Origin of the sequence: Undibacterium sp. Ji83W (assembly GCF_049340385.1) — a bacterium.
Classification (GTDB): Bacteria; Pseudomonadota; Gammaproteobacteria; order Burkholderiales; family Burkholderiaceae_D; genus Undibacterium.
Window position 1 is genome coordinate 133501 of sequence record NZ_JBMPOZ010000001.1, and the last position, 26319, is coordinate 159819.

The window sequence follows — 26319 nt, forward strand, 5'->3', positions numbered from 1 at the left end:
GATTCGCATTGCCAGCATTATCAATTCACAACATCGTATAATGTGCTTCAAATCCATAGTCATTGCTACAACAGTGCTTATTCTCACGTTTTGCCTGCAATGATTACAACCTATCCGCACAGATCAATCATATGAAATTAGTCACCTGGAACGTTAACTCCCTCAAAGTCAGGTTGCCGCAAGTCTTGCAGTGGCTGGAAACCAATCCCGTAGACGTGCTATGCATACAGGAAACCAAACTCACTGACGACAAGTTCCCTCAGGCCGAAATAGAAGCTGCAGGCTACCACGTCGCTTTTACTGGCCAAAAAACTTATAACGGTGTGGCGATTTTATCAAAGCACCCTATGACGGATATTCAAAAGAATAATCCGCAGTTTGAAGATGAGCAGCAACGCATCATCGCTGCCACCATTGACGGCATACGTGTCATTTGTGCTTATGTGCCGAATGGTCAGTCACCGGATTCAGACAAGTTCCAGTACAAGTTGAAGTGGTTTGCAGCACTGGAAAACTGGGTCAGAGAAGAAATGACACGCCATCCGAAACTTGCCGTATTGGGCGACTACAATATTGCCCCGGAAGACCGGGATGTGCATGACCCGGCAGCCTGGGTAGGCATGAACCTGGTGTCACCAGAAGAAAGAACTGCGCTCAAGAACCTTATAGCTCTTGGATTAAGCGATAGCTTCCGCCAGTTTGAACAGGCAGAAAAATCCTTCAGCTGGTGGGACTACCGTGCACTCGGCTTCCGTCTCAACAAAGGTGTACGCATAGACCATATCCTGTTGTCCGCAGAACTGGCGAAGCAATGTACTTCCTGCGTTATTGACCGCGTACCACGCAAGTGGGAGCAACCATCGGATCATGCGCCGGTGATTGCTACCCTGGCTTGAGTTTTAGTCAACAAATTTTTCGTCAATAAGTTTAATCGTCATATCCCAGGCTGGGCGCAGAAGCCTTATTCTTCGCCCAGCTTGATCTGGCTGGCGCTATGCGTGGGCCAGAAGCTGAATCTTCCATACGGAATGCTGACATCGCAGTTTTCAGCAAATTGGCCTGTTCTTCCAATGAACCTGCTGCTGCTGCCGCCTCTTCTACCAAGGCAGCGTTTTGCTGGGTTGCCTCATCCATGTGGGCCAGCGCCACATTGACTTGTTGGATACCATCGCTTTGCTCTACTGAAGCGGTGGTGATTTCATTGATAATGGCGGCGACCTGGTCTACCGCCGAGACGATGCGGTTCATGGCTGCACCAGCCTTATCCACCAGCTCAGACCCTTCACTGACTTTATTGACCGAGTCTTCAATCAGGTTCTTGATCTCTTGCGCCGCAGCGGCACTGCGCTGCGCCAAAGTACGCACCTCACTGGCAACGACTGCAAATCCCCGCCCCTGCTCACCTGCCCTGGCAGCTTCCACCGCTGCATTCAAGGCCAGGATATTAGTCTGGAAGGCGATACCTTCAATCACGCTGATGATGTCAACAATCTTGCGTGAGCTCTCGCTGATGCCCTGCATGGTAGTGACCACCTTGCCCACCACTTCGCCACCCTGGGTTGCGACATCGGATGCATTCACAGCCATCTTGTTGGCTTCGCGGGCATTGTCGGCATTATTGCGTACGGCCTCGGTCAGCTCTTCCATGCTTGCAGCGGTTTCTTCGAGGGATGATGCCTGTTGCTCGGTGCGGCCAGACAAATCCATATTACCCGTAGCAATTTCTGTCGCACCTACGGTAATCGAGTCTGTTGCCTTGCGCACGTCCACAACCATGACGCGCAACTGTTCAAGGAAGCGATTAAAGGCTGAGGCAGTCTGGGCCACCTCATCATCACCTTCAACATCAATCTTGCGGCTCAGGTCACCACCACCAGCGGCAATATCCGACATGGCATCGCGTACTCTTTGCAAGCCAGCCAGCATGCGCCCTACCAGCAAGGTCGTCATAGGCATGATCACACCAAGCAAGACCAGCAGGACGACAGCGGAAAGTATCAGCAACTGATCCAGGGCTTCCAGCGCTTTTTTCTTGTCAATGACCAGCGCCAGGTAAATATCAGAACCGGTAATTTGCTGCAAGAGCATGAAATGCTGTTTACCGCCAATTTCAGTCAGTATCGGGTCTTTTTGTTTGGACAGGTTGGGCAGATTATCCAATGCAAGGTCAGGGGTGATTTCCTTTGCCATTTTCATGACCCTGGCCTGATCTGCATGTGCCAGCACCTGGCCGCTTTTATCCAGCAAGAATGCATAACCGCCGCCAGCCAGTTTGATGGTCAGGATCTGGTCAACAATCTTGGTCAGGAACACGTCAGCACCGACCACACCACCCTCGCCACCTTTGACAGGTGCGGCAAACGTAATCATCAGTCCAGGAGGTGCGACGCCCATATAGGGAGAAGTGACGATGGGCTTTTTGGCTTCCATGGCAGCTTTATACCAGGGGCGCACAGTAGGATCGAAACCGGCAGGCGGTGGGTCAGGCGGGATATTCGTGAACTGCTTGTCAGGCTGGCCCTGGTAGACGCTCAGAAAACTGCCACCGCCACGCATCATGGTCAGACTGGCCTGTAAATCAGCGCCATTGCCCAGGCCTTGTGACAAGCTGTCCATCATGGACAAATTGGTTTGTATCCAGTTACTCAGTACTGCGTTATAACCTGCAGCGACGCCACGCATTTCATTATTCAGATCAGTTTCTATCTGGGATTTCATCCTCAGATAACTGCCTACGGTCAAGACTATCGTACAAACTGCGAGCAACAATCCTATAACGACAATGAGTCTGGCCTTGAGAGATTTCATAGCTTCCCCTGAGTACGGATATGGATAGATAAAAGACTTTGAAGACTTTGCCCAAGCTAACTCAATGGTAAAACGGTACCCCGATATGGGTCTGAACATTCAACATGAAAAGCTATCGTAGTGACCGCGCACGAAGAAAAGCTTAATGCTATACAACAATATAGCGCCGCAGACTAAGCAATGTGAGAAAAAGTTTATCTAATTTACCAGTTTGTAAAACAAGTTCACAAGTCTGTGGGATTGCAGCATCAGCACTACTCAGGTGGTTTGTTTCAATTCCTTGCTACCAGCAAGTAAAAGCGCCTGGCTCTTTTAATTCACTGGTTGTAAACTGCGCGTTTCCCGGGAGACAACAATGACCATCATCATCACGACAGAAAGACTCAATCTGCGCACTATTACGCCAGATGATGCCGCTTTTTACCTGGCACTGGTGAATGATCCCGCTTTCATAAAAAACATACGCGACAAAGGTATACGCACGCTGGAAGAAGCCCGGACAGATATCATCAATGGCCCGATGGCAAACCAGGAAAAAATCGGTTTCAGCCTGTATCTGATGGAACGCAAGGAAGATGGACAGGCAATCGGCCTGTGCGGCCTGGTCAAGCGAGAAACCCTGAAGAATGTGGATATAGGCTATGCCCTGCTGCCGCAATTCATAGGACAGGGTTATGCCAGGGAAGCTGCCAGGGCGACGCTGGAATATGCCAACCAGCATTTGCGCATCACCAGACTGGCCGGCATTACTTCACCTGCCAATGGTCCTTCAAACCAATTATTGCAAGACCTGGGATTTCAGCTGGAAGCTGTAGTGGTGTTGGCAGGTGAAAGCAGAGACACCAATTTATACGGCTATGAGTTTTAATTTGGATATCTTGGCAGTTTTTTTTAAAATAGGACTTGCACAAAATTGTCCCAGCAAAGCTATCGCCTTAGGAAATCTTCCTTGCAAGGAAGATTCGTTACGTCGGCACGCAACATATTGCCTGAAACCCCGACTACACCGTAGCGACGAAGACAGTATTTAGTACCGAATTTGCTAAACGCGGGAGCTGCAACGCAGCTGGGGCGGTTTTGTGCAAATCCGCTTACAAGAAGCGGTCGAGTATCTTGCGGCTGTGCTTGTCTATTTCATACATATCACGTATCAGGAATTGTATGCCGTGATTATCGGTAATCAATAAAGAGGTCTTGCCGATGCGGCGTATATCTTCGTCGCCCTTGAGGACGAAATCAGTCTCACCGCGGTCGGTTGCTACCTTCCATGTGCATGGCAGGGCAAAGCTGGTGACGCTGATGATGCTGCTGATTTCAGGCATGAACTCGCGCCCTTCCAGCTCTTCCATGACCAGTTCACGCACGTCTGCTGCCAGATCATCAAGTTGATCTATCCATGCCACTTCGCGCCCGTCTGTCATGACCAGGGACATGCCCACCAGTGGTGACTGAATCGGAAATGCCCGCACCGGGCTGACACCTTCAAACACTTCGCCAGCCTCATTGCCGAGTACCAGCTTACCGAAAGAATTGCGGGTCAGGGTAAATTTTGTTGTTGTCATTGTCTTTTACTCCTCAACCAGTTCTGCATTACGGGCTTGCGCCTGGTACAGATTATAGTAAGCACCTTCTTTGGCCATCAGTTCATCATGGCTGCCCACCTCGACTACCTGGCCTCTGTCGAGCACAACCAGGCGATCGGCCTTGTGCAGAGTGGACAATCTATGCGCAATCGCTATGGTGGTACGGCCTTGCACCAGGTTATCGAGGGCTTTCTGGATTTCTTTTTCTGTTTGCGAATCGACGGAAGAAGTCGCCTCATCCATGATTAAAATGCGTGGATCAATCAGCAAGGCACGGGCGATCGAAATACGCTGGCGTTCACCACCCGACAGGCCCTGTCCACGTTCACCGACCATGGAGTCATAACCCTGAGGCAAGCGCAAGATGAATTCATGGGCATGGGCAGCACGCGCCGCCGCAATGATTTCATCGCGAGTCGCTTCTGGTTTGCCATAGGCGATATTCTCGGCAATGGTGCCAAAGAACAGGAAAGGCTCTTGCAAGACCAGGCCGATATTCTGGCGGTAATCAGACACCGCAAATGAGCGTATATCCACACCGTCGAGCAAGATCGCACCTTCCGACACGTCATAGAAACGGCAGATCAGGTTCACCAACGTACTTTTGCCCGAACCACTATGCCCAACCAGACCTATCATTTCGCCAGGTTTGATGTTCAGGTTGATACCACGGTTGACCGCACGGTTACCATAGCGGAAGCCCACTTCGCGCAACTCTATCTGGCCTTTGACTTCTTTAACCTTCACAGGATTTTGTGGATCAGGCACGCTCGATACATGGTCAAGAATGTCAAAAATACGCTTGGCGGCCGATGCCGATTTCTGTGTGACAGAAACGATGCGGCTCATGGAATCGATACGGCCATAGAAATTGCTGATGAAAGCAACCGCAGCCACCAGAGAACCGACAGTAATATCACCCTTGGAAATCTGCCAGATACCAAAGCCCCAGACCACCAGAATGCCGAGATCCGTCAAAAATGATACGGTAGGTGAAAACAGCGACCAGACCTTGTTAAGCTTGTCGTTGACCGCCAGATTATGTTTGTTCGCCTCACGAAAACGCCCTGCTTCACGTTTTTCCTGTGCAAAGGCCTTGACCACACGTATGCCAGGAATAGTATCCGCCAGGACATTGGTCACCTCGCCCCATACCCTGTCTATCTTTTCAAAACCGGTACGCAACTTGTCACGCACCAGGTGGATCATCCAGGCAATAAATGGCAGCGGCAGCAAGGTCACCAGGGCCAGCTTGGTATTGATCTGCAACAGAAAAGCAGCAGTCATGATGAACATCAGTACATCAGTCGCAAAATCCAGCAGATGCAGGGACAGATAAACGCAAATGCGGTCACTTTCGCTGCCTATGCGTGACATCAGGTCGCCAGTGCGTTTGCCACCAAAATATTCCAGCGACAATTTCAACAGATGTTCGTAGGTAGCGGTACGCAAATCGGCACCTATGCGCTCTGACACAAGTGCCAGGATATAAGTCTTGCCCCAGCTCAGCAGCCAGGCAATTACCGCAGAACCGAGCAAACCACCGATGTAAAACACCACCAGTTTGGGATCGACATGCGCACCGTTTTGATAGGGAATCAGTACCTCATCTGTCAGTGGTTTGGTCAGGTAACGCGGGATCATATGCGCAGCCGTACCCAGCAACATCAACGAGAAGCCGATGAACAGTTGCAAGCGGTAAGGATGGGCAAATCGCCACAGGCGTAATAGTGTCCAGGTGGATGGCGGTGTATAGGTGACCTTGGTGCACACCGGGCATTCTTCCTGGTCCGGCTCCAGCACAGCTTTACAACTAGGGCAGATATTTTGCTCGGCACGTACTACCGGCATGCCTGTGACATGGCTTAGCAATTGTTCCTTGAAGTGGTCCAGCAGGCGTATGGCATGCAAATTCTGGCCCAGGGTAAAGCGCCAGCTAGCTTGCAAGCCCTGCTCATCTACCAGCTCAAGATGGCCAACGCCAGCATGATCATGATGACTTAATTGCAAACCCTGACGAAAACGCCATTCTTTCCAGTCAGTTTCGCCGGGCGATTTGGTCAGCAAACGCTGTTCTGTCACGACCAGCAAGCCCTTGCGGAAGCGAAGTTTGTTGTCGAGGTCAACCTCCAGGGCAGTTAAAACGTTCTCGCCCTTGGCGATCTGACTGTTGAGGTCAGACTGCCAGGATACTGGAAGTGATGTAACAGGCTGTTCGGGGCTGAATTGTGTTGTGGTCATCGTGAAACGAACTCCGGCTCAAGAGCTGGTCCCGAACAAAATCAGGACATAAATTTTAGTAAAAGAGATCACTTGGTTTCCGTTTCCGGCATAAGCCATGTCACGGAAGCAGCAATTTACGGTATTCTATCGGAAGAAAAATAATCAGATAACTCTGATCAAGAGGATGAACTGCTTTTGCGCTGGCGCGCAAGTATATCAGCAAGCGTGCCTTTCACAGCCGCTTTCAATATGATATGCAAAGTAACATTGTGGCTATGGCAAGATTTTCAAGATATCAGGAAATCTTGCCTAGCCTGGCCAGCCCAAGATGTTGCGCATTCAGGGAAAACGAAGAAACGCTCTAAAATGACAAGACCTGGTCTGCATAAACCCGGCTTATAAAAGTTTATATACATGACAACAAACAAGAAAGACATCCGCATTCTCAGCGCAACGCACTTGCGTGGCCCGAATATCTGGACTTACCGCCCTGTCATTGAAGCAGTGCTGGATATTGGTGCGCTGGAAGAATTTCCATCGAATAAAATCCCCGGTCTGTATGAACGCCTGACGACATGGTTGCCTGGCATTATTGAACATCGCTGTGGTGTCGGTGAGCGTGGCGGATTTCTGGAGCGCCTGCGTGAAGGCACCTGGTCTGGTCATATCCTTGAACATGTCGTACTCGAATTGCAAAACCTGGCAGGCATGCGTACTGGTTTTGGCCAGACGCGCTCTACCAATGTAGTTGGCGTTTACAAAATGGCCTTCCGCACCCGTGAAGAACAGGTAGGCCGCGCAGCGCTGCAAATTGGCCGTGACTTGCTGATGGCGGCGATTGAAGACCAGCCATTTGACCTGCAAACCAAGGTCACGGAATTGCGCGAACTCGTGGACGACCGTTGCCTGGGTCCCAGTACGGCCAGTATCGTTGATGCCGCCACTGACCGCCGCATTCCTTCCATACGCCTGACAGATGGCAATCTGGTGCAACTGGGTCATGGCGCAGCGCAACGCCGCATCTGGACCGCAGAAACTGACCGCACCAGCGCCATTGCTGAAAGCATTGCCAGCGACAAAGACCTGACCAAGACCCTGCTGCAATCTTGCGGCGTACCTGTCCCTGAAGGCTCCTTGGTGCGCAGTGCGGAAGAAGCCTGGGAAGAAGCACAGGATATCGGCCTGCCGGTTGTCATCAAGCCTTATGACGGCAACCATGGTCGCGGTGTTTCACTGAACCTGATGAGCAAGGAAGACGTGATTGCGGCCTATGAACTGGCTTCCCGCAAGGGAGATAGCAAGAGCGTCATCGTTGAGCGTTTCGTCACTGGTGATGAGCATCGCGTGCTGGTGGTCGGCAACCAGGTGGTCGCTGTTGGCAAAGGTGAATCGCTGTGGGTGACTGGCAATGGCAAATCGAATGTGACTGAACTGGTCGATGACCAGATCAATACCGACCCGCGCCGTGGCACGACAGAAGACTGCCCACTAAATGCCTTGGACCCGGCAGCAGGTGCCGAAATCATACTCGAATTAAAACGCCAGGGCATGGATGCCAACTCCATCCCGCTGGCGGGACAAAAAGTATTGATACAGCCAAACGGCAACGTCGCCCTCGACGTCACCGATAAAATCCATCCTGATATTGCCTATGCTGCGACTCTGGCTGCACGTATTGTTGGCCTGGATATCGCGGGCGTTGACCTGGTGGCAGAAGACATTTCCCGTCCTATGTCAGAACAAGGTGCGGCGATTATTGAAGTCAACGCCAGCCCTGGTCTGCTGGCCCACATCAAACCAGCCAATGGCGAAGGCCGCCCTGTCGGCAAGGCCATCATCAATCATTTGTTTGCGCCCGACGAAAGTGGCCGCATCAGCATTGTTGGCGTTGCTGGCACCAAAGGCTGCAGCCTGATTGCGCGCCTGATCGGTGCCTTGATCAATATCAGTGGCAAGGAAACCGGTGTCGCCTGCGCCCAGGGCCTGTTCCTGAACAAACGCCTGGTCACCGATGGCGATTGCGCCAACTGGGAAGCGGGCCAAAGGCTGCTGATCAACCGCTCAGTGCAAGCTGCCGTATTTGAAACCAATGCCAAAGCCATGCTCAGCGATGGCCTGGCCTATGACAAGTGCGCCGTTGGCGTGGTCACTGATATGGAAGGCTATGCCGACCTGGCAGCGTATTACATCGACAGCCCGGATCAGATGCGCAAAGTCTTGCGCACCCAGGTGGATGTGATTTTGCCGGATGGCGTGGCGGTATTGAATGCGGCTGATCCTGACGTAGTCGATCTGGCAGAGCTCTGCGATGGCAAGGTGATTTTTTATGCCAAGGACCCGGCGCTGGAAGCCATCATCAATCACCGCGCCCTGGGTGAGCGCGTCGTGTTCTTGCGTGATGACAATATCGTGCTGGCAGATGGCGAAACAGAAACTGCCCTGCTGCCACTAAGCACCTTGAAACCTGCAAAAGTTGCCCAGGCAGAAAGCGTACTGGCTGCAGTTGCAGCAGCATGGGCCTTGAACATCACGCCAGAACTGATCGGTGCTGGTCTCAGGACTTTTGACTCCAGCAAGAAAGCTCCTTACTGACCGCAGTAACTAGTGACACTTGTGCGGGTACCGATCTGGTATCCGCAAATACAAGATATATTGTTTACGTGTTTTCTTAGAATTTGCTATTTATCTGTTGGTATGATTTCTGATAATTCTGATACTTGCATGTTCAGATTACGCATGGAACACACCATCGTTTGACGCCTTTTTCAACAGGACTAAGTTTTATGGAAGTATCACGCATCCGTGCCCTGCGCGGTCCCAATCTCTGGAGCCACCATACGGCCGTAGAAGCGATTGTTGCCTGCACAAATGAAGAGATGTCAATTGCCGGCCTGAACGGATTTGAAGACCGTTTGCGCGCCCTTTTTCCGCAACTCAGCATATTGCAACCTACTGGCCATGACGATGCCATCCCCATGGCCCATGTGTTTGAATTGCTGACCCTGGGTCTGCAGGCAGAAGCTGGTTGCCCAGTGACCTTCAGTCGCACCACGCAAACCCTGGAGGCAGGCATTTCCCAGGTCGTGGTTGAATATTCGGAAGAAGCCGTTGGCCGTCTGGCGGTAGAACTGGCTGAGCAAATCATCAATGCGGCGCTGAATGACCAAACTTTTGATCTGGCTGTCGCGCTCGAACAATTGCGTGACCTGGACGAGGACGTGCGCCTTGGGCCATCTACTGGTTCCATCGTGAATGCCGCCGTCGCCCGCAATATCCCATACCGCCGCCTGACCGATGGCAGCCTGGTTGCTTTTGGCTGGGGTAGCCGCCAGCGCAAGATACAGGCAGCAGAAATGGATGGCACCAGCGCCATTGCTGAAGCCATTGCGCAAGATAAAGAACTGACCAAAAAGCTTTTACACGCTGCTGGCGTGCCTGTGCCATTGGGGCGTTCAGTATCCGACCCGGATGACGCCTGGGCAGCCGCCCTTGAAATCGGCCTGCCTGTCGTTGTCAAACCCAAGGATGGCAATCAGGGCAAAGGCGTGACAGTGAATGTTACAACGCGCGAACAACTGGATGCAGGCTTCCATGCCGCCAGTGAATTCCGTGATGACATCCTGGTAGAACGCTTCTTGCCCGGCAATGATTTCCGCCTGCTGGTGGTAGGCAACAAGCTGGTTGCCGCTGCCCGCCGTGACCCGCCGCAAGTGGTGGGCGATGGCAAGCAAAGCGTGCGTGAACTGGTTGAGCAAGTCAATAAAGACCCGCGCCGTGGCAGTGGTCACTCTACTTCCCTGACCAAGATACGTTTTGATGATATCGCTCTGGCCAGCCTGGCCAAGCAGGGTTTTGTGGCTGACTCCATCCCACCCAAGGGCCAGCGCGTGGTATTGCGCAATAACGCCAATCTCTCTACTGGTGGCGCTGCGACCGATGTGACGGATGATGTGCACCCGGAAGTTGCCGCCCGCGCAGTGGCTGCAGCGCAAATGGTAGGTCTCGATATTTGTGGTGTTGACCTCGTCTGCGACAGTGTCTTAAAGCCGATAGAACAGCAAAATGGCGGCATCGTTGAAGTCAATGCTGCGCCAGGTTTGCGTATGCATCTCTCCCCTTCTTTTGGCAAAGGTCGCCAGGTCGGTGAAGCGATTATCGCCTCGATGTTTGATGACAATGACGATGGACGTATCCCCATCATTGCGGTCACCGGCACGAATGGCAAAACCACGACCGTGCGCCTGATCGCCCATCTGCTGACAGCCAGCGGCTTGCGTACAGGCATGACCAATACCGACGGCGTCTATGTTGCAGGCCGCCAGATCGATAGTGGCGATTGCAGCGGCCCGCGTAGCGCCCGCAATGTCTTGTCCCACCCTGATGTAGATGCAGCCGTGTTTGAAACAGCACGTGGCGGCGTCTTGCGTGAGGGTCTGGCCTATGACCGTTGCCAGGTTGCGGTCGTCACCAATATCGGTTCCGGTGATCACCTTGGCCTGAATTACATCACCACGGTAGAAGACCTGGCCGTATTAAAAAGAGTCATCGTGCAAAACGTTGCTGATACTGGCTATGCAGTGCTGAATGCAGCTGACCCTATCGTTGCGGCAATGGCCAGCAATTGCCCGTCTGCCGTTATCTTCTTTGCTGCAGATCACCAGCATCCCGTGATGGCAACACACAGGGCCCAGGGCAAGCGTGTGGTGTATATAGAAAACGGGCATCTGATCGCTGCAGAAGGCAAGACACGCCATAGCGTGCCGCTGGCTGATATCCCTATCACCCGTAATGGCAGCATAGGCTTCCAGGTCGAGAACGTCATGGCATCTGTAGCCGCTGCCTGGGCAATCAATATTGACTGGGACAGCATACGCGCAGGCTTGTTGTCTTTTGCCAATGAAGCTGACAATGCGCCTGGCCGCTTCAATGTTTTCAACTTCCGTGGTGCGACCCTGATTGCTGATTACGGCCACAACCCTGATGCGATACTAGCGCTGGTGCGTGCAGTAGAAACCATGCCTGCCAAACGCCGCTCTGTTGTCATCAGCGGTGCAGGTGACCGCCGTGATCAGGATATACGCCAGCAGACTGAAATCCTGGGTGAGTCTTTTGATGACGTGGTGCTGTATCAGGATCAATGCCAGCGTGGCCGTGCCGATGGTGAAGTTGTCGCCCTCTTGCGTGAAGGCTTGAAGCAGGCAACAAAAACCTCGCGTATAGATGAAATCAACGGTGAATTCATTGCCATTGATCTGGCCATGGACAGACTGGAAGCAGGTGATCTTTGCCTGATCCTGATTGATCAGGTAGAAGAAGCACTTGCGCATATCGCCAAGCGTGTTGCAGCAGGTTAAGCTTACAGTAAGACCAAAGAAACGAAAATGCCGGGTCCGTTCATTTAAAACTGACCCGGCATTTTTTATTTCTGATTTCTTCAGGTATTACGCCCTGCCATCACACCACCATCCACATCCCAGATTGCCCCGGTTACCCAGGAGGCCTTATCTGACAGCAAGAAGCTAATCGCTTCTGCCACATCCTGTGGCGTACCTATACGGCCTATAGGATGGAAAGCATTGAAACCCTGCAAGGCGGCAGGAATATCCGCCTTCGGTATGAAGCTTTCATAAACAGGTGTCTCCACTACAGCCGGTGATACTGCATTCACACGAATATGATGGGATGCAAGTTCCATGGCCAGATGCTGGGTCAAGGAATGTATGCCTGCTTTGGCCATGGAATAAGCAGATGACGGAGTTGCCGCAATCGCCTGTCTGGCCCACATCGATCCTATATTCACGATAGACCCAGGGTGCCGGCTGGCTATCATGTTGGCAGCGATTTTTTGGGTAATAAAGAACAAGGCCTTGTTCAAAGCCTGGTATTGATCATAGTCATTTTCGCTATGCTCAAGAAATGCCTTGGGTGCAAATATGCCTGCGGCATTCAACAAGAGATTGATGTCCTTGTGTGCTTCATCGATTTTTTTCAAGAGTTGTTGCACTTCTTCGGTCCTGGACAAATTCGCGACAAATACAGTGACTTCACCCAGGGCTGACAATTGCTGCTGAGCTGCGGTCGCCTTGTCCTGATGCTTGCCGACCAGCACCACTTTACCGCCTTGCGACAAAACCATACGCGCTGTTTCCAGCCCCATGCCACTAGTACCGCCGATTACCAGTAATTTCTTGCCTGCAAAATTCATACTCATCATATACCTCATTCATTTATCTACCTACTAATTGGTAGGCATTGGTTTTAAAAAAATGTCAACCTCAGGCCGACACAGTGGAAAGAAAAGTTCGTGCAATATCAGCAGGCCCCTGCAGGGTACGCATGCCACGCCCCAGCACCATAGCCCCTTCCAGCGCACTCAAATAAGCTTGCGCCAGAGACTCAGCAGCACAGTTGCTTTTGATCAGCCCTACAGTTTGCGCATCACCTATCATACGGCTCAGCCAATCGAGATTGAGCTTGAAAAAAAGAGCAACTTCATCCGCTGCAGACTCTGGCAACGATCCAGATTCTGCCCCGAGCATGCCGCAAACACAAAGACGCTTGTCGCGGTTAAAGGTTTGTTCAAACAGAGCCGCATAGGCAGCCAGTCTGTCCATGGGGCTGGTGTGCTGCCCTTCTATACTCAGAAATTCTTCACGAAACTGATGGGTATAGCGTTGCACCAGCACACACACCAGATCCTCTTTTTTGGCGAAATGGTGATGGATACTGGGTTTTTTGATACCCACTATTTTGGCCACGTCATCATAGGAAAAACCGTTGTAGCCCTGCTGCTGTATCAAGCCCTGGGCAGCATCTATGATGCGCTCTGCCATAGGCGAGATTTCCGAGAAATGCTTCATGCCTTGCCTGTGTAAAGTGAGCAACCGTCTTGCTTAATTAATTTACCTACTAGTTGGTAGGCATATTAAAACCCAACCTTGCATATGTCAAGCAGCTTTTTGAGTTCCCGGCTTTTGAGAGGGGGTAAAATTCTGCATGAAGCTCTAAAACAAGGAAAAGACAGCGACAAGACGGAAGGGGGAATACGCAATCAATGCTCGATCAGGTCTGCATAAATGCTGCCACGCAGACCTGACAGGTATCCTCAAATCAAGAAGCCCTTGGTTTCAGGTTTGGCATTGTGCAGGCCTGCCAGTGGCAGATGCTTGTCAGTGGTGATTTCGCCATCCAGCATCAGCGAGGTATAACGCAAACAGCAAACTCGCAAGAAAGATGAGAAATTGTCGATATGGCCGCGGTAAGCAATCAACTCATCATACAGCTTGGTGATGAGTTGATTGGTATTCATACCGTCGCGTACAGCGATCTCTTCCAACACATTCCAGAATATATTTTCCAGCCGGATGGAAGTCACCACACCATGCAGGCGCAGGGAGCGCGCCTTGGACTCATACAAGCCAGGATCGGCTTTCACAAAAATCTCGCACATTTTTCCTCCCGCATATCGTCAAGAAAATGATTTCCTGACGATTATACGGCACTTGCCTGATTTGCAAGCTTAACCATCAATGTTAACCATCAATGCTTACAACTTGATTTCGGTACCCAGCAATTGCAGGAACTGCCCTATCCATGCAGGGTGCGCTGGCCATGCAGGTGCCGTGACGAAATTCTTGTCAGTCACAGCATCGGTAACAGCGATATGTGCATAATGGCCGCCTGCTGCCTCTACTTCTGGCTGGCAAGCTGGGTAAGCAGAGCATTTTATGCCTTCCAGCACTTTGGCTGCTGCCAAAATCTGCGCGCCATGGCAAACAGCTGCGATCGGTTTGTTTGCCTGCGCGAAGTGCTGCACAATAGCAATCACTTGCGGATTCAGGCGCAGATATTCAGGTGCACGCCCGCCAGGTATCAGCAAAGCATCATAATCTTGCGCCTTGACGCTGGCAAAGTCGTGGGTGATGCTAAAGCGATGGCCGGGCTTTTCTGTATAAGTCTGCTGACCTTCAAAGTCATGGATGGCAGTGGCGACATAGTCACCAGGTTTTTTGTCCGGACACACCGCGTGTACTGCATGCCCAACAGCCAACAGACTTTGAAAAGGCACCATAGCCTCATAGTCCTCTACAAAATCACCGACCAGCATAAGAATTTTTTTGGCTGCCATGATGTCTCCTGAATCTTGGTTTGAAGGAGACCCATTGTTAAGCAAATTTCACGATCACAGGTAATGACGGGTTACTACATTCACCAGAAATTGCCATGCGGAAATTAACTATATTTTGCGCATTCTTATTGATATTTTGCGACTTATTAATCAAACAGTAACAAGAACTCGTATAAAATCAAATCATGCTCTGGAATTCGATAACACGGGGCAAGTATCGTTTATAGCCTGGAGACAACATGGCAGAAGCAGGACCGCTGTACAAAAATCGGGTATTGCTGCTTGCGCAGACTTTCTTCATCATCGATAACAAAGAAGAGTTATTGATTGGTGCCCATAAGTACGACTTCGACATCCTGTTTTTTGACCAGATGAGCGGTTTTGTAAAGGCAGTCCAATCTTCCGAAGGTCATGACCTTTTCGTGATTGACCTCGACGTGTTGCACAACATGCAGGAAGATATGCAGCACACCCGTCGCCAGACCATGTTCCTCAGCGATTTGCTGCAGCGTCTGCCAGATGATCAAAGCTACATCTACCTGCAAACCGTGCGCCAAGGCGAGCGCTTTTTGCTGCAACAAAAACTGGTCGACAGCAATTGCATGGCCTATGCGGAAAAACCCATCACCAATGAAGTGCTGGTCGACAAACTGTTCAATATCTTCGCCCGCCAAAAGCGCGGTGAAACCAATACCATCATCCATTGCGGTGAACTGTCTTCATTGGATACCGTATTGCTGGCAGAAAATCATATCGATTTATTGCACAATCCTGATCCCCGTTCATTGCACTTGCGCGTCAAGGAAACCCAGCCAGATATCGTCCTCATCGATGAAGCACAATATTTGCAGACTGAAGCCCTGGTGCGTGTACTCAAGAAGAATATAGAATTTGATCCCAGTCGTGAAATCATCTTGCTGCAAAGCCGCCCCGACCCTGAAATGGCCAGGCGTGCACTGGATAGTGGCTTCGACGAAATACTGATCCCCAGTGACGCCGATGTGCTGACGCGCCAGTTACTGAACCGTGTCAATAAAATCCGCGCCAGCAAAGACTTGATCAGCCGCGACCGCGCCACTGGCTTGCTCAATAAAGTCGGTTTGCAAAAGAAAGCCCAGGAATGGATACGCCGCGCCAATAGTGAAAACAAACCACTAGCCTACGGCATCATCGATATTGATAAATTCAAAATCATCAATGACACCTGGGGTCATTATTTTGGTGACATCGTCATCAAGCGTTTATCTTTGGTCTTGTCAGCACAATTAGGTGAGCAGGATTTACTGAGCCGTTTTGGCGGTGAAGAATTTGTCGTGGTTTTCTGGGATTGCACGCCAGCACAAGGCAAACAAAAACTCGACGCCATGCGTGAAGCCTTTGGCAAAATCGTATTTGAAGTCAAGCCAGGTGAAAATAAAAACTTCAGCTTCAGCGGCGGCGTCGCCGACTTCCCGACCTGGAATACCGAGAATGCCATGTTCTTGCAGGCTGATGCGATGCTGTATCTGGCCAAGCAAGGTGGGCGGAATCAGATTTGTGTTAGCGCCAGATAATTCATTTAAGGCGCATCCCGTAGGTTGGGCTACGCCTCATCAGCCCAACACTGGGCCTAAAATAAACGCATACATAAACGCATACCTTATTTAAACGCCGAGTGTTGGGTTAATAACACCGCAGCCTTGCAGGGCTTGGCACACCTGCAAACTGACCAATTACTCTACGTCATACTCGATAAATTCCCATGGAATTTTTTGCTTGAAAATTTGTATGCTTTCTTCCATAAGTTCAAGTGATATATTTTCCTTGAAAGTGGTAATGGTCCGCGTCCTATCGGTATCATCCCGGAAAATTTCAATTACGAGCTCGTCGTCGCGATAAATCTCAACACCAATACCATCTCTTAGATGAACATCGCTAGCGACCTCCACCCTATCTTTTGAAAGTCTCATCAACACTCCATCATGCAGCCTTATAAGTTGGGCTGGGCCTCGCTAGGCTACGCCTCACCAGCCCCACACTGTGCCTCAACAAACGCATACCTTATTTAACCGCCGAGTGTTGGGCTGATAAATCGTAGCCCAACCTACGCGCTGTTCCAGCATAGGCAAGCAGTATCAAAGCACAGAATCATGCCCACCCGCCCCAAACAACTGTTCCTTGACATGCGCTAACTGATCCCTGACCTGGGCCGCTTTTTCAAATTCCAGATTCTTGGCATGATCCAGCATGAGTTTTTCCAGGCGCTTGATTTCACGACTGATCTGTTTCTCACTCATGACTTCATAACGCGCTTGTTCTTGCGCTACTGCCAGTTCTTCCCTCGCCTCCTGCGGATTGTAGACGCCATCAATGATGTCCTTGATCTGCTTGCGTATACCTACCGGGGTAATATTATTGGCCAGATTGAAGGCGAGCTGCTTGTTGCGACGGCGCTCGGTTTCACCCATGGCGCGGCGCATGGAGTCTGTCACTTTATCAGCATACAAGATGGCCTTGCCGTGCAGGTTACGAGCAGCGCGACCTATGGTTTGTATGAGGCTGCGCTCAGAACGCAGGAAACCTTCTTTGTCTGCATCAAGTATCGCCACCAGTGACACTTCAGGAATATCCAGACCCTCGCGCAGCAAGTTGATACCGACCAGCACATCAAATGTGCCGAGGCGCAGATCGCGGATAATTTCTACCCGCTCTACCGTATCGATGTCGCTATGCAGGTAACGTACCTTGATGCCGTTTTCGCCCAGGAATTCTGTTAACTGTTCTGACATGCGCTTGGTCAGGGTAGTGACCAGTACGCGCTCGTGTTTTTTAACGCGCTCGATAATCTGGTTCATCAAATCATCGACCTGCGTCAGGGCCGGGCGTACTTCAATTTCAGGATCAACCAAGCCGGTAGGCCTGACCAACTGCTCTACAGTTTGATCAGAATGCTGATCTTCATAATCACCCGGCGTGGCCGAGACAAATACGGTCTGGCGCAATTTGCTTTCAAATTCGGCAAACTTCAACGGGCGGTTATCCAGTGCAGACGGCAGGCGGAAGCCATAGTCCACCAGGTTGGTCTTGCGCGCCCTGTCGCCGTTGTACATGCCATTCAACTGGCCTGTCAGCACATGTGACTCATCAAGGAACATCAGGGCATCTGCTGGCAGGTAATCCACCAGAGTCGGTGGCGGTTCACCAGCCTTGGCACCACTGAGGTGGCGCGAGTAATTTTCAATGCCTTTAGTAAAGCCAATCTCGGCCATCATTTCCAGATCAAAGCGGGTACGCTGTTCTATGCGCTGCTCTTCGATGAGTTTGTTTTCGCGGCGGAAGAAATCCAGGCGCTCGCGCAACTCTTCCTTGATGGTATCGATGGCACGCAAGACCGTTTCGCGTGGCGTCACATAATGCGAACTTGGGTAAACCGTGAAGCGCGGTATTTTTTGTTTGATGCGCCCAGTGAGCGGGTCAAACAATTGCAGGTTTTCGATTTCATCATCGAACATTTCGACACGTACAGCCATCTCGGCATGCTCTGCGGGGAATATATCAATGGTATCGCCACGCACACGGAAAGTACCGCGTCCAAAGTCAACTTCATTGCGCTTGTATTGCATTTGTATCAGACGAGCGATGACATCGCGCTGGCTAACCTTGTCCTTGGCACGCAAGGTCAAAATCATCTTATGGTATTCGCTAGGGTTTCCGATACCATAGATGGCTGACACAGTTGCCACAATGATGACATCACGTCTTTCCATCAGCGATTTGGTACAGGACAGACGCATCTGTTCTATATGTTCATTGATGGCAGAATCTTTCTCAATGAACAAGTCGCGCTGCGGCACATACGCTTCTGGTTGATAGTAATCGTAATAACTGACAAAATACTCCACCGCATTGCGTGGAAAGAATTCCCTGAACTCACTGTACAACTGTGCCGCCAGGGTTTTATTAGGTGCAAAAATGATGGCCGGACGACCTGTCCTGGCAATCACGTTTGCCATCGTATAGGTCTTACCCGACCCCGTCACTCCCAGCAGTGTCTGAAAAAACAAACCGTCACTGATACCCTCGACCAATTGTGCAATCGCCGCTGGCTGATCACCCGCTGGCTGGAACATTTGATACAACTGATAAGGTGAATCAGGGAAACTGATAAATTTCGATTCGTCCAGCTGTTCTGACAAAGCTGTTGAATTAACTGGTGCTACGGCCATGATGCGATTACCTTTGCTAAAATAGGTGGCTGTACTATGCAATCTGCCTCATTCCAACCTTTATTGTCGGCAACGACAAATATTTCAATATTATCACGATGACTGCTCACGCTTCTTCCCCCCTGTTTTCTGCCATAGAAATGGCCCCCCGCGACCCTATCCTGGGCATCACTGAAGCATTCAATGCTGACCAGAATCCTGCCAAGGTCAATCTGGGTGTAGGCGTATATTATGATGACAATGGCAAGGTGCCATTGCTGGAATGCGTCAAAAAAGCAGAAGCTATTTTGATGGAAAAATTTGCCCCGCGTACTTACCTGCCTATCGAAGGCCTGGCTGCCTATGACAAAGCAGTGCAAGAACTGGTATTTGGTGCTGACAGTGACGTAGTCAAGGAAAAGCGTGCAATTACTGCCCAGGCTATCGGCGGTACCGGTGCACTGAAGCTGGGTGCTGACTTCTTGCAGCGCTTCACGCCAAATTCTGAAGTATGGATCAGCGACCCAAGCTGGGAAAACCACCGCGCCCTGTTTGAATCGGCTGGCTTTAAGGTCAACTCCTACCCTTACTATGATGCAGCGACACGCGGCGTCAATTTCGCTGGCATGCTGGATGCATTGAAATCCATGCCTGAAGGCTCCATCGTGTTGCTGCACGCCTGCTGCCATAATCCAACCGGTGCTGACCTGACAGATGATCAATGGACAGATGTGATTGCCGTGGTCGCCCAGCGCAACCTGATCCCCTTCCTCGACATGGCTTATCAAGGCTTTGGCGATGGCATTGAAGCAGATGGCAAAGTGGTACGCCGTTTTGCCGAAGCAGGCGGCGCCCTGTTTGTCTCCAACTCTTTCTCCAAATCCTTCTCCCTGTATGGCGAACGCGTCGGTGCACTGAGCATTGCCGCCTCCAGCGCAGAAGAAGCAGCGCGCATCATGTCACAACTGAAACGCGTGATCCGCACCAACTACTCCAACCCACCTACCCACGGCGGCCAGGTGGTGGCAACCGTGCTGGCAACCCCAGAACTGCGCCAGTTGTGGGAAGAAGAACTGGCAGGCATGCGCGTGCGCATACGTGAAATGCGCACCGCCTTTGTCAGCAAGCTCAAGGAACACGCTCCAGGCCATGACTTTGATTTTGTGATCCAGCAGCGCGGCATGTTTTCGTATTCTGGCCTGACGAAAGAGCAGGTTGGCAAGCTGCGCGAGAACAATTCCATCTACGCAGTTGATACTGGCCGCATCTGCGTGGCTGCCCTCAATAACAAGAATATTAACAACGTTATTGCAGCAATTACTGCGGTTTTGTAATTCGATTTGACTTGCGTATTGACAAACAGGGGTCGAGAGAATATAATTTTTGTCTCTGTTCCCTGATAGCTCAGTTGGTAGAGCGACGGACTGTTAATCCGCAGGTCCCTGGTTCGAGTCCAGGTCGGGGAGCCACAGAATTCGAAGTAAGTAGTGAACTTAGCAAAAAATCACTGCGAACGAAGTAACAAGTATTAGATTATAAAGTTTAACGAAGATCATCAAATCTTCTATTCCCTGATAGCTCAGTTGGTAGAGCGACGGACTGTTAATCCGCAGGTCCCTGGTTCGAGTCCAGGTCGGGGAGCCAAATTTATAAAGACAGAGTTACTTGCTCAAGCTGGTAACTCTTTTTTTTCCACCGGAGTTGTCCGGTAAAGCATGAAAAGTAAAATCCTGAAAGGGTTTTGCAGCAAGAGATTGAAGTGAGCAGTGAACTTGACCATAATCACTGCCGAAGAATAGTTTTACAAGTTTAATGAAGATCATCATATCTTCTATTCCCTGATAGCTCAGTTGGTAGAGCGACGGACTGTTAATCCGCAGGTCCCTGGTTCGAGTCCAGGTCGGGGAGCCAAATTTAGAAAAGAGTTACTTGCCAAGGCCAGTAACTCTTTTTTTTCCGCCCCGCCCTCACCAGGTATGTCGGACAAGTAGCACAGAGTTCAGAGTTTCAAAGGGCCAGGCTTTTATGTACGCGGCGTAAATAGCGGCTCGCAACGACTCAAAAATTCAGATGAACAAATACCGGTTGACGTACTATCCCGGGTAAAGAAAATCGTACAAGAATCTCCTCCTCCCTTTCGTAACAAATCCCACAACGATCGCTAGACAAAAGCCCGGACGGCACTGGCAGCACCTTGCTTAATCTACATCGCCAGGTTCTGGCGCTGCCTTATTACCGAAAATCATCGCCTTGGCAAGGTTTTCGCGATGCTGCCAGCTGGTGAATATCACACCGAATATATGCAAGGCAATAAAACCCACCATAGTCCAGGCGATAGCCACGTGTACGCGCACCGGCCACTCATAACCCCATAGCAAATCGGTGCCCATGGCCCAGCCTGTCAAGACCAGCAGACTCACGCAAGATAGAAGAATAACTGCCATCCACCCACCCAGGGGATTGTGGCCGATATAACGTGGGGCTTTGGATCTGATGACCAGGCGCAGATAATCCAGCGTTGCCGGAACCGGCTTCAGGAATTGTGGGAAACGTGCATAGCGATTACCGACACAACTCCACACCAGGCGCACGAGGACCAGTGCACCTGCGCTATAACCCACGTATTCATGGGCTATACCTGTCATGCTGCTGGTGATCCAGGCGGCGATGATAATGACTACCTGCGCCCAGTGAATCAGGCGCACAGGCAAGTCCCAGACCGGCCGACTATTCTTCAACGCGCTCGAATGTAACCGGGTTAAAGAAGGCTTCTACACGCTTGCCTTTAGGGTCTTTGGCATACACTTCGTAGCAGCTGGTGGTTTTTTCCATGCGACGGATTTGCCAGCCTTCCTTGACCAGTTTTGCTTCCAATTCAGTATGCGGACGCCATTTTTCTTTTGGCTCAGTGGTACATTTGACGTCGCCATGTGCCAGGGCGCTGCCGGATGACATGGCAAATACCAATGGGACGAGTGCGACAAAAATAGATCGTTTGATTACTGTCATGAATGGCTCCTGATAAGTTAAAACAAATTCAAGTAATAGCCCAGCGGCGCAATAAATTATGATAAATGCCCGTGAGCCTTAAGAGTGCGGAATTTTGTGCCTCAACCAGTGGCGTCAGCTTCTGGATGGCCTGATCAAGATCGTACAGCATGGTGCGCTCAGCGTCATCGCTGACCATGCTTTCTATCCAGAAAAACGAAGCTACTCTTGCACCTGCCGTCACAGGCCTTACCCTGTGCAGACTGGATGAGGGATAGAGCACCATGTCACCAGCTTCAAGCTTGACTGTCTGCGCGCCAAAATCTGTTTCAATTTCCAGCTCTCCGCCATCATACTCTCCAGGCTCAGCCAGGAATAAAGTTGCTGAGATATCGCTACGCAAATTTTGACGGGTGCCGGGCATCATCATCACGGCACTGTCCACATGCAGGCCATATCCACCACCATCCTGATAGCAGTTGAATTTTGGCGGGTAAATTTTTTGCGGCAAGGCTGCTGAAATAAATACAGGATGCTCGCCAAGTTTGCGCAGGATGTGGTTGCCCAACTGGATCGCCACATCTGAATTGTCATCTATCTGCAAATTATTTTTGACTTGCAATGCGAGTGTGCCGGCAGTGCGCGCACCGCTCTGCCAGTCGGCCTGATCCAGATGGGCACGAAACTGCCGTACTTCGTCCTTGCTCAAAACACCTTCAATTACGTTTAGCATAGGTCTGCCTGTCTTCCATCAATTCATTCACAGCGTAGCAAGGAACCATTACCTATATCGTCCAGCGTAGCGCATCCAGCCTGGGCCATGCATATTTCCAGTTCTTCACGCAGCAACTTGATCATATGCGCTACCCCCAGGGCACCAGCAACACTGAGCGCATACATTTGCAAGCGCCCGACCAGAACAGCATCAGCCCCTAGCGCCAGGGCCTTGAAAACATCATTGCCGGAACGTATGCCACCATCCAGCAACAAGGGAAATTCATCACCAACTGCAGCACGGATGGTGGGCAGCACAGACAGGCTGGCAGGTGCGCCATCCAGACTACGTCCGCCATGGTTGGATACAACGATACCAGCAGCACCAGCCGCCTTAAGGGCCCGTGCGTCATCGGGATGCAAGACACCTTTTACCCATATGGGCAAGCTTGTTTCTGCCATTAGCCAGGCAAGATCGGGCCAGGTGGGTGCGGCATGCATAAGCCCTTGAAAAATACGGCTGGCATCGGCGGCAAGCTCAACAGGCTTTCCTGCATTTGTCGTTTGCAGATTAACGGCCACGCAATCAGCAGGCATGCGAAACCCTGCCTCCATGGCACGGACACTCGCCACCTGTATCGCTGCGTCCAGCGTCACGACAATCGCGCTGTAACCTGCAGCCTCTGCACGTGCCAGCAAGGCGCGGGTATCTTCGCGCCTGGTTTGAAAATACAGTTGGAACCATTTATGCGTGCCAGCAGCTTGCGCCACATCTTCGAGAAGACTGGAGGATAAGGTACTGCATACCACGCAACTATCTGTGGCGTGCGCAGCCCGTGCAGTGTCTATTTCGCCTGCAGGATGTGCCAGTTTTTGAAAAGCAACTGGTGCCAACAGAATGGGATGAAGGAAGCTTTGCCTGGCTAGCGTCACACGTGTGTGACCACCACTTACGTCACGCAATACACGTGGATAGACTGCCCATTGCGAGAAAGCCGCCAGGTTGGCAGCGACAGTCAGGTCGCGCCCGCTGCCACCTGCCACATAGGCGTAGCTTGCTGCTGCCATGCTACGCTGCGCCGCAAGCTCATAGTCCTGGGCGCAGCGTATGTCTGGCGGAATGACGGAGGTAGCAGGGTTTTTCATCAATGAAAATTATGAATAAAGAGCCTGTATTCTAGCTGAATCACAAGAACCCACTGCTATAGATAACATGGGCTCTTGCTCTCCGTCAAATGATTACATTTCGTAGTTCAGAGTGAAGCGAACAGCGCGTGCATCACCTTTGTACAGGAATGCGCCAGAACGATACACAGCTGTGTAGTAGTCTTTGTTAGTCGCATTCAGGACGTTGACACGGATGTCAAAACGGCGGGAGAAGCGATAAGCAGCAAATACGTCATACACGGTGAAGCCAGGTACTGGTTGTGAGCACAGGCCGGTTGTTGTATAGCCAGCTGCCGTATCTGGCTGACCACCGCAACGATCACTCTCGTGACGGGCAACGCCGCCAAACGAGAATGCATTCGTCAATTGATACTTGGCTTGTGCCGAGAAAGTTTTCTTGGCAAAGTTACTCAAAGGATTACCGATATTGGTTGCTGTTGTCGATGCCAGCACTTTGGAGTCCATGAATGCTGCGCCAAACTGTACAGACAAATCTTCAGTCAGGTTACCACTCAGGCCAAATTCCACACCTTGCACACGGTTCTTACCTGTATTGAATGTACCGACTGTATCGTAGTTGGCACCTTCCATGACGTCTTTTTTCGTAGTTTGGAACAGGGCTGCTGTTGCCAGCAATTTGTCATCCATCAAGTTCCATTTCAGGCCCAGTTCGTAGTTGACAGAGGTTTCTGGCTTGGCACCTGCGATCTGGTTTTGATACAGGACTGCGCCACCGTAACCGCTGCTGGTACCAGCATCAGCTTCACCGCCATTGATGTCTTGTGCGCTGGCGACAGAACCATAGACGATCAGTTTAGGTGTGATCTTGTAGCTCAGGCCAAAGTGACCATTCAGCAAAGTATCTTTGTAACCATAGTCACCAGTGATCACGCCAGTGGTGTTGTTACGACGAGTCAGGCTCAGGTCAAAGGAGTCTGCACGTACACCGCCGAAGGCAGTGAATTTATCAGTCAGGTCAACTGTGTCCATCAAAGTCAGGGCCAGCGCCTTGATGTGCCAATCCTGGTTCCAGCTCAGGCGGGTGGAATTACGGCCAGCCAGGTTGCCCAGGTTGGCAACAGGTGTGCCGTTGCTGTCCGTGAAGCAGAAGCCATTATTCGCGCCTATGCCAGCAGTAGTTTTGCAGTTGAACGTACCTGTGTTGGTGATGCCATAAGTACCGGAGACAACTTTGTGGTCAGCATATTCGGCACCGAAGATGAACTCATGCTTCATGCCAGCAATTTGCTTGTCCCAGCGCAGATTGCTTTGGTGTGCAAAGTAATCGATATCTTGCCAGCCAGTGTGACCACCATCAAGGACGCCCGTAGTGTAAGCCACGCCTGTCGTGCCGTTATAACGGGTTGCAGAAGACGCACCTGTCGTGACATAGCCGTTACTGGACTTGCCGTAACGTGTCAGGCTGGTGAGTTTCATATCAGGAGCCAGTGTCCAATTGACGCGCGCAGTAACTGTATCAACGTCAGACTTGAGGAAATCATTTGCCTGACCATACACCGGGACATTGGTAGCAGGGAAGCGACTTGGTACGGTACCTACGAGGTAGTAACCCAGATCTGGTGAAGTGTCTTTGGTGCGCAGACCATAGTAGTCCAGTGTCACAGACAAGTCTTTGCTAACTTCATACAAGCCAGACAATGCAATACCTTTGCGTGAACGGTTGGCTGGTGAACGATTAGGTACATCCTCATCGCCGTACAACAAGTTGGTGCGCAGTGCGAAATGTTCGCCAAAACCTTTGTTGATGTCAGCAGAAATACGTTTTTGTAAATCGCTGCCTATACCTATGGAAACACGCTCAAAGTCATGGTCCAATGTTGCTTGTTTGGTGATCGCATTGATCGCACCACCGGCAGTACCACGGCCAGCAAAACTGGAATTTGGGCCCTTGGAAATCTCTACCTGTTCAACGGCAAAACTTTCGCGTGTCGACATACCTGGGTCACGCAAGCCATCAACAAAAACGTCACTACGCGCTTCCTGGCCGCGAATGATGTAACGGTCACCAAAGGCATTACCGTTTTCACCAGTTCCCAGTGTGATGCCTGGCTGTGCGCCCAGCACTTGTTTCAAGTCTGTCAGGCCAGAATCATCCAGCGCTGCACGGGTCAGCACAGAAATTGTCTGTGGTGTTTCTGCCAGTGGGCGGGTGTGGCGAGAATCAGCCGATGTTTTAGCTTTGTATGGAGAACCGACTTCTGCATTTGGATTGGACTCTACTCGCTTGCCCAGAATTTCCACTTCTGGCAATTTTTCTTTTTGTGTCTTGACAGTTGGCGGAGTTGCATCCTGCGCCATGGCAAGCATAGGCATGAACATTGCACTGGATATGCCTAGGGCCAATGTAGTCTTCGTCATCGAAGTGAATACCAAGTCGTCGACATCACGTAGGCTTTTTGGCTTTTGAGCTTGCGAGTGTTTCATGTAAGTTCCTGATTGCGTTGAGCAAAATATTGTAGATAAGATATTGATAGTGGAGCGAATAACTGACTAATACGAATGA

20 protein-coding genes and 3 tRNA genes are annotated in these 26319 nt (G+C 50.9%); 9 read left to right on the plus strand and 14 right to left on the minus strand.

The window, feature by feature from the left end:
- Window positions 1–131: 131 nt before the first annotated feature.
- A complete protein-coding gene (gene xth, locus ACO0LD_RS00590) occupies window positions 132–896 on the plus strand; it encodes an exodeoxyribonuclease III (protein ID WP_423002744.1) in 765 nt (254 codons plus the stop codon).
- Window positions 897–927: 31 nt separating this feature from the next.
- On the opposite strand, the gene ACO0LD_RS00595 is transcribed toward xth, so the two are convergent.
- Window positions 928–2808, minus strand: coding sequence for a methyl-accepting chemotaxis protein (locus ACO0LD_RS00595; RefSeq protein ID WP_423002746.1), 1881 nt, complete (start codon window positions 2806–2808; stop codon window positions 928–930).
- Between the two features lie 355 nt (window positions 2809–3163).
- Here ACO0LD_RS00595 and ACO0LD_RS00600 point away from each other — a divergent pair, with 355 nt between their 5' ends.
- Window positions 3164–3676: a GNAT family N-acetyltransferase gene (locus ACO0LD_RS00600; protein WP_423002748.1), complete on the plus strand. Its 513-nt coding sequence runs from the start codon at window positions 3164–3166 to the stop codon at window positions 3674–3676.
- Window positions 3677–3899: 223 nt separating this feature from the next.
- Here the strand turns inward: ACO0LD_RS00600 and ACO0LD_RS00605 are convergent, their stop codons facing one another.
- Together ACO0LD_RS00605 and ACO0LD_RS00610 are read right to left on the minus strand one after the other, a co-directional pair.
- The gene (locus tag ACO0LD_RS00605; RefSeq protein ID WP_423002750.1) at window positions 3900–4370 is read right to left on the minus strand and encodes a DUF1854 domain-containing protein; all 471 of its coding nucleotides are present in this window, start codon (window positions 4368–4370) and stop codon (window positions 3900–3902) included.
- Window positions 4371–4376: 6 nt separating this feature from the next.
- Window positions 4377–6632 carry an ABC transporter ATP-binding protein gene (locus ACO0LD_RS00610; protein ID WP_423002752.1) on the minus strand — a complete coding sequence of 752 codons (2256 nt, stop codon included), beginning with the start codon at window positions 6630–6632 and terminating at the stop codon, window positions 4377–4379.
- Window positions 6633–7028: 396 nt separating this feature from the next.
- Here ACO0LD_RS00610 and cphA (ACO0LD_RS00615) point away from each other — a divergent pair, with 396 nt between their 5' ends.
- Window positions 7029–9206, plus strand: a complete 2178-nt coding sequence (gene cphA / locus ACO0LD_RS00615; protein ID WP_423002754.1) for a cyanophycin synthetase — start codon at window positions 7029–7031, stop codon at window positions 9204–9206.
- Window positions 9207–9397: 191 nt separating this feature from the next.
- Complete coding sequence (gene cphA, locus ACO0LD_RS00620; protein ID WP_423002756.1) at window positions 9398–11968, plus strand: cyanophycin synthetase; 2571 nt, start codon at window positions 9398–9400, stop codon at window positions 11966–11968.
- A gap of 80 nt (window positions 11969–12048) precedes the next feature.
- Here the strand turns inward: cphA (ACO0LD_RS00620) and ACO0LD_RS00625 are convergent, their stop codons facing one another.
- The 4 genes from ACO0LD_RS00625 to ACO0LD_RS00640 form a co-directional block, all read right to left on the minus strand.
- Entirely contained in the window at window positions 12049–12825 is a 777-nt protein-coding gene (locus ACO0LD_RS00625) for an SDR family NAD(P)-dependent oxidoreductase (RefSeq protein ID WP_423004038.1), read from the minus strand.
- Window positions 12826–12889: 64 nt separating this feature from the next.
- Window positions 12890–13474 carry a TetR/AcrR family transcriptional regulator gene (locus ACO0LD_RS00630; RefSeq protein ID WP_423002758.1) on the minus strand — a complete coding sequence of 195 codons (585 nt, stop codon included), beginning with the start codon at window positions 13472–13474 and terminating at the stop codon, window positions 12890–12892.
- Window positions 13475–13719: 245 nt separating this feature from the next.
- Window positions 13720–14064, minus strand: a complete 345-nt coding sequence (locus ACO0LD_RS00635; protein ID WP_423002760.1) for a ribbon-helix-helix domain-containing protein — start codon at window positions 14062–14064, stop codon at window positions 13720–13722.
- Window positions 14065–14160: 96 nt separating this feature from the next.
- Complete coding sequence (locus ACO0LD_RS00640) at window positions 14161–14742, minus strand: DJ-1/PfpI family protein (protein WP_423002762.1); 582 nt, start codon at window positions 14740–14742, stop codon at window positions 14161–14163.
- A gap of 239 nt (window positions 14743–14981) precedes the next feature.
- Between ACO0LD_RS00640 and ACO0LD_RS00645 the strand changes: the two genes are divergently transcribed.
- Window positions 14982–16295 (plus strand): GGDEF domain-containing protein, encoded by a 1314-nt coding sequence (locus ACO0LD_RS00645; protein ID WP_423002764.1) that lies wholly within the window; start codon window positions 14982–14984, stop codon window positions 16293–16295.
- Window positions 16296–16454: 159 nt separating this feature from the next.
- On the opposite strand, the gene ACO0LD_RS00650 is transcribed toward ACO0LD_RS00645, so the two are convergent.
- The gene (locus ACO0LD_RS00650) at window positions 16455–16691 is read right to left on the minus strand and encodes a hypothetical protein (RefSeq protein ID WP_423002766.1); all 237 of its coding nucleotides are present in this window, start codon (window positions 16689–16691) and stop codon (window positions 16455–16457) included.
- A 165-nt stretch (window positions 16692–16856) separates the two neighbouring features.
- Window positions 16857–18947, minus strand: coding sequence for an excinuclease ABC subunit UvrB (gene uvrB / locus ACO0LD_RS00655; protein ID WP_186951792.1), 2091 nt, complete (start codon window positions 18945–18947; stop codon window positions 16857–16859).
- A 98-nt stretch (window positions 18948–19045) separates the two neighbouring features.
- Between uvrB and ACO0LD_RS00660 the strand changes: the two genes are divergently transcribed.
- From ACO0LD_RS00660 to ACO0LD_RS00675, 4 genes are all read left to right on the plus strand, one after another.
- Complete coding sequence (locus ACO0LD_RS00660) at window positions 19046–20260, plus strand: aromatic amino acid transaminase (RefSeq protein WP_423002769.1); 1215 nt, start codon at window positions 19046–19048, stop codon at window positions 20258–20260.
- A 59-nt stretch (window positions 20261–20319) separates the two neighbouring features.
- Window positions 20320–20395 (plus strand) — tRNA-Asn (locus tag ACO0LD_RS00665).
- A gap of 99 nt (window positions 20396–20494) precedes the next feature.
- Window positions 20495–20570: transfer RNA gene (locus ACO0LD_RS00670), tRNA-Asn, on the plus strand.
- A gap of 191 nt (window positions 20571–20761) precedes the next feature.
- Window positions 20762–20837, plus strand: a tRNA-Asn gene (locus ACO0LD_RS00675).
- A 287-nt stretch (window positions 20838–21124) separates the two neighbouring features.
- Here ACO0LD_RS00675 and ACO0LD_RS00680 read toward each other — a convergent pair.
- From ACO0LD_RS00680 to ACO0LD_RS00700, 5 genes are all read right to left on the minus strand, one after another.
- Window positions 21125–21664 carry a cytochrome b/b6 domain-containing protein gene (locus ACO0LD_RS00680; RefSeq protein ID WP_423002771.1) on the minus strand — a complete coding sequence of 180 codons (540 nt, stop codon included), beginning with the start codon at window positions 21662–21664 and terminating at the stop codon, window positions 21125–21127.
- Window positions 21654–21935 (minus strand): PepSY domain-containing protein, encoded by a 282-nt coding sequence (locus ACO0LD_RS00685; protein WP_423002773.1) that lies wholly within the window; start codon window positions 21933–21935, stop codon window positions 21654–21656. Before ACO0LD_RS00685 ends, ACO0LD_RS00680 begins: the two co-directional genes overlap by 11 nt.
- A 28-nt stretch (window positions 21936–21963) precedes the next feature.
- Window positions 21964–22647: a Fe2+-dependent dioxygenase gene (locus tag ACO0LD_RS00690; RefSeq protein ID WP_423002775.1), complete on the minus strand. Its 684-nt coding sequence runs from the start codon at window positions 22645–22647 to the stop codon at window positions 21964–21966.
- Between the two features lie 23 nt (window positions 22648–22670).
- Entirely contained in the window at window positions 22671–23774 is a 1104-nt protein-coding gene (locus tag ACO0LD_RS00695; RefSeq protein ID WP_423002777.1) for an alpha-hydroxy acid oxidase, read from the minus strand.
- Between the two features lie 93 nt (window positions 23775–23867).
- Window positions 23868–26129 (minus strand): TonB-dependent receptor, encoded by a 2262-nt coding sequence (locus tag ACO0LD_RS00700; RefSeq protein WP_423002779.1) that lies wholly within the window; start codon window positions 26127–26129, stop codon window positions 23868–23870.
- Window positions 26130–26319 lie beyond the last annotated feature (190 nt).

Coding starts and splice junctions, on each gene's coding strand:
- xth (WP_423002744.1), top strand. CDS start 132: ATGAAATTAGTCACCTGGAACGTTAACTCCCTCAAAGTCAGGTTGCCG.
- ACO0LD_RS00595 (WP_423002746.1), bottom strand. CDS start 2,808: ATGAAATCTCTCAAGGCCAGACTCATTGTCGTTATAGGATTGTTGCTC.
- ACO0LD_RS00600 (WP_423002748.1), top strand. CDS start 3,164: ATGACCATCATCATCACGACAGAAAGACTCAATCTGCGCACTATTACG.
- ACO0LD_RS00605 (WP_423002750.1), bottom strand. CDS start 4,370: ATGACAACAACAAAATTTACCCTGACCCGCAATTCTTTCGGTAAGCTG.
- ACO0LD_RS00610 (WP_423002752.1), bottom strand. CDS start 6,632: ATGACCACAACACAATTCAGCCCCGAACAGCCTGTTACATCACTTCCA.
- cphA (WP_423002754.1), top strand. CDS start 7,029: ATGACAACAAACAAGAAAGACATCCGCATTCTCAGCGCAACGCACTTG.
- cphA (WP_423002756.1), top strand. CDS start 9,398: ATGGAAGTATCACGCATCCGTGCCCTGCGCGGTCCCAATCTCTGGAGC.
- ACO0LD_RS00625 (WP_423004038.1), bottom strand. CDS start 12,825: ATGAGTATGAATTTTGCAGGCAAGAAATTACTGGTAATCGGCGGTACT.
- ACO0LD_RS00630 (WP_423002758.1), bottom strand. CDS start 13,474: ATGAAGCATTTCTCGGAAATCTCGCCTATGGCAGAGCGCATCATAGAT.
- ACO0LD_RS00635 (WP_423002760.1), bottom strand. CDS start 14,064: ATGTGCGAGATTTTTGTGAAAGCCGATCCTGGCTTGTATGAGTCCAAG.
- ACO0LD_RS00640 (WP_423002762.1), bottom strand. CDS start 14,742: ATGGCAGCCAAAAAAATTCTTATGCTGGTCGGTGATTTTGTAGAGGAC.
- ACO0LD_RS00645 (WP_423002764.1), top strand. CDS start 14,982: ATGGCAGAAGCAGGACCGCTGTACAAAAATCGGGTATTGCTGCTTGCG.
- ACO0LD_RS00650 (WP_423002766.1), bottom strand. CDS start 16,691: ATGAGACTTTCAAAAGATAGGGTGGAGGTCGCTAGCGATGTTCATCTA.
- uvrB (WP_186951792.1), bottom strand. CDS start 18,947: ATGGCCGTAGCACCAGTTAATTCAACAGCTTTGTCAGAACAGCTGGAC.
- ACO0LD_RS00660 (WP_423002769.1), top strand. CDS start 19,046: ATGACTGCTCACGCTTCTTCCCCCCTGTTTTCTGCCATAGAAATGGCC.
- ACO0LD_RS00685 (WP_423002773.1), bottom strand. CDS start 21,935: ATGACAGTAATCAAACGATCTATTTTTGTCGCACTCGTCCCATTGGTA.
- ACO0LD_RS00690 (WP_423002775.1), bottom strand. CDS start 22,647: ATGCTAAACGTAATTGAAGGTGTTTTGAGCAAGGACGAAGTACGGCAG.
- ACO0LD_RS00695 (WP_423002777.1), bottom strand. CDS start 23,774: ATGAAAAACCCTGCTACCTCCGTCATTCCGCCAGACATACGCTGCGCC.
- ACO0LD_RS00700 (WP_423002779.1), bottom strand. CDS start 26,129: ATGCCTATGCTTGCCATGGCGCAGGATGCAACTCCGCCAACTGTCAAG.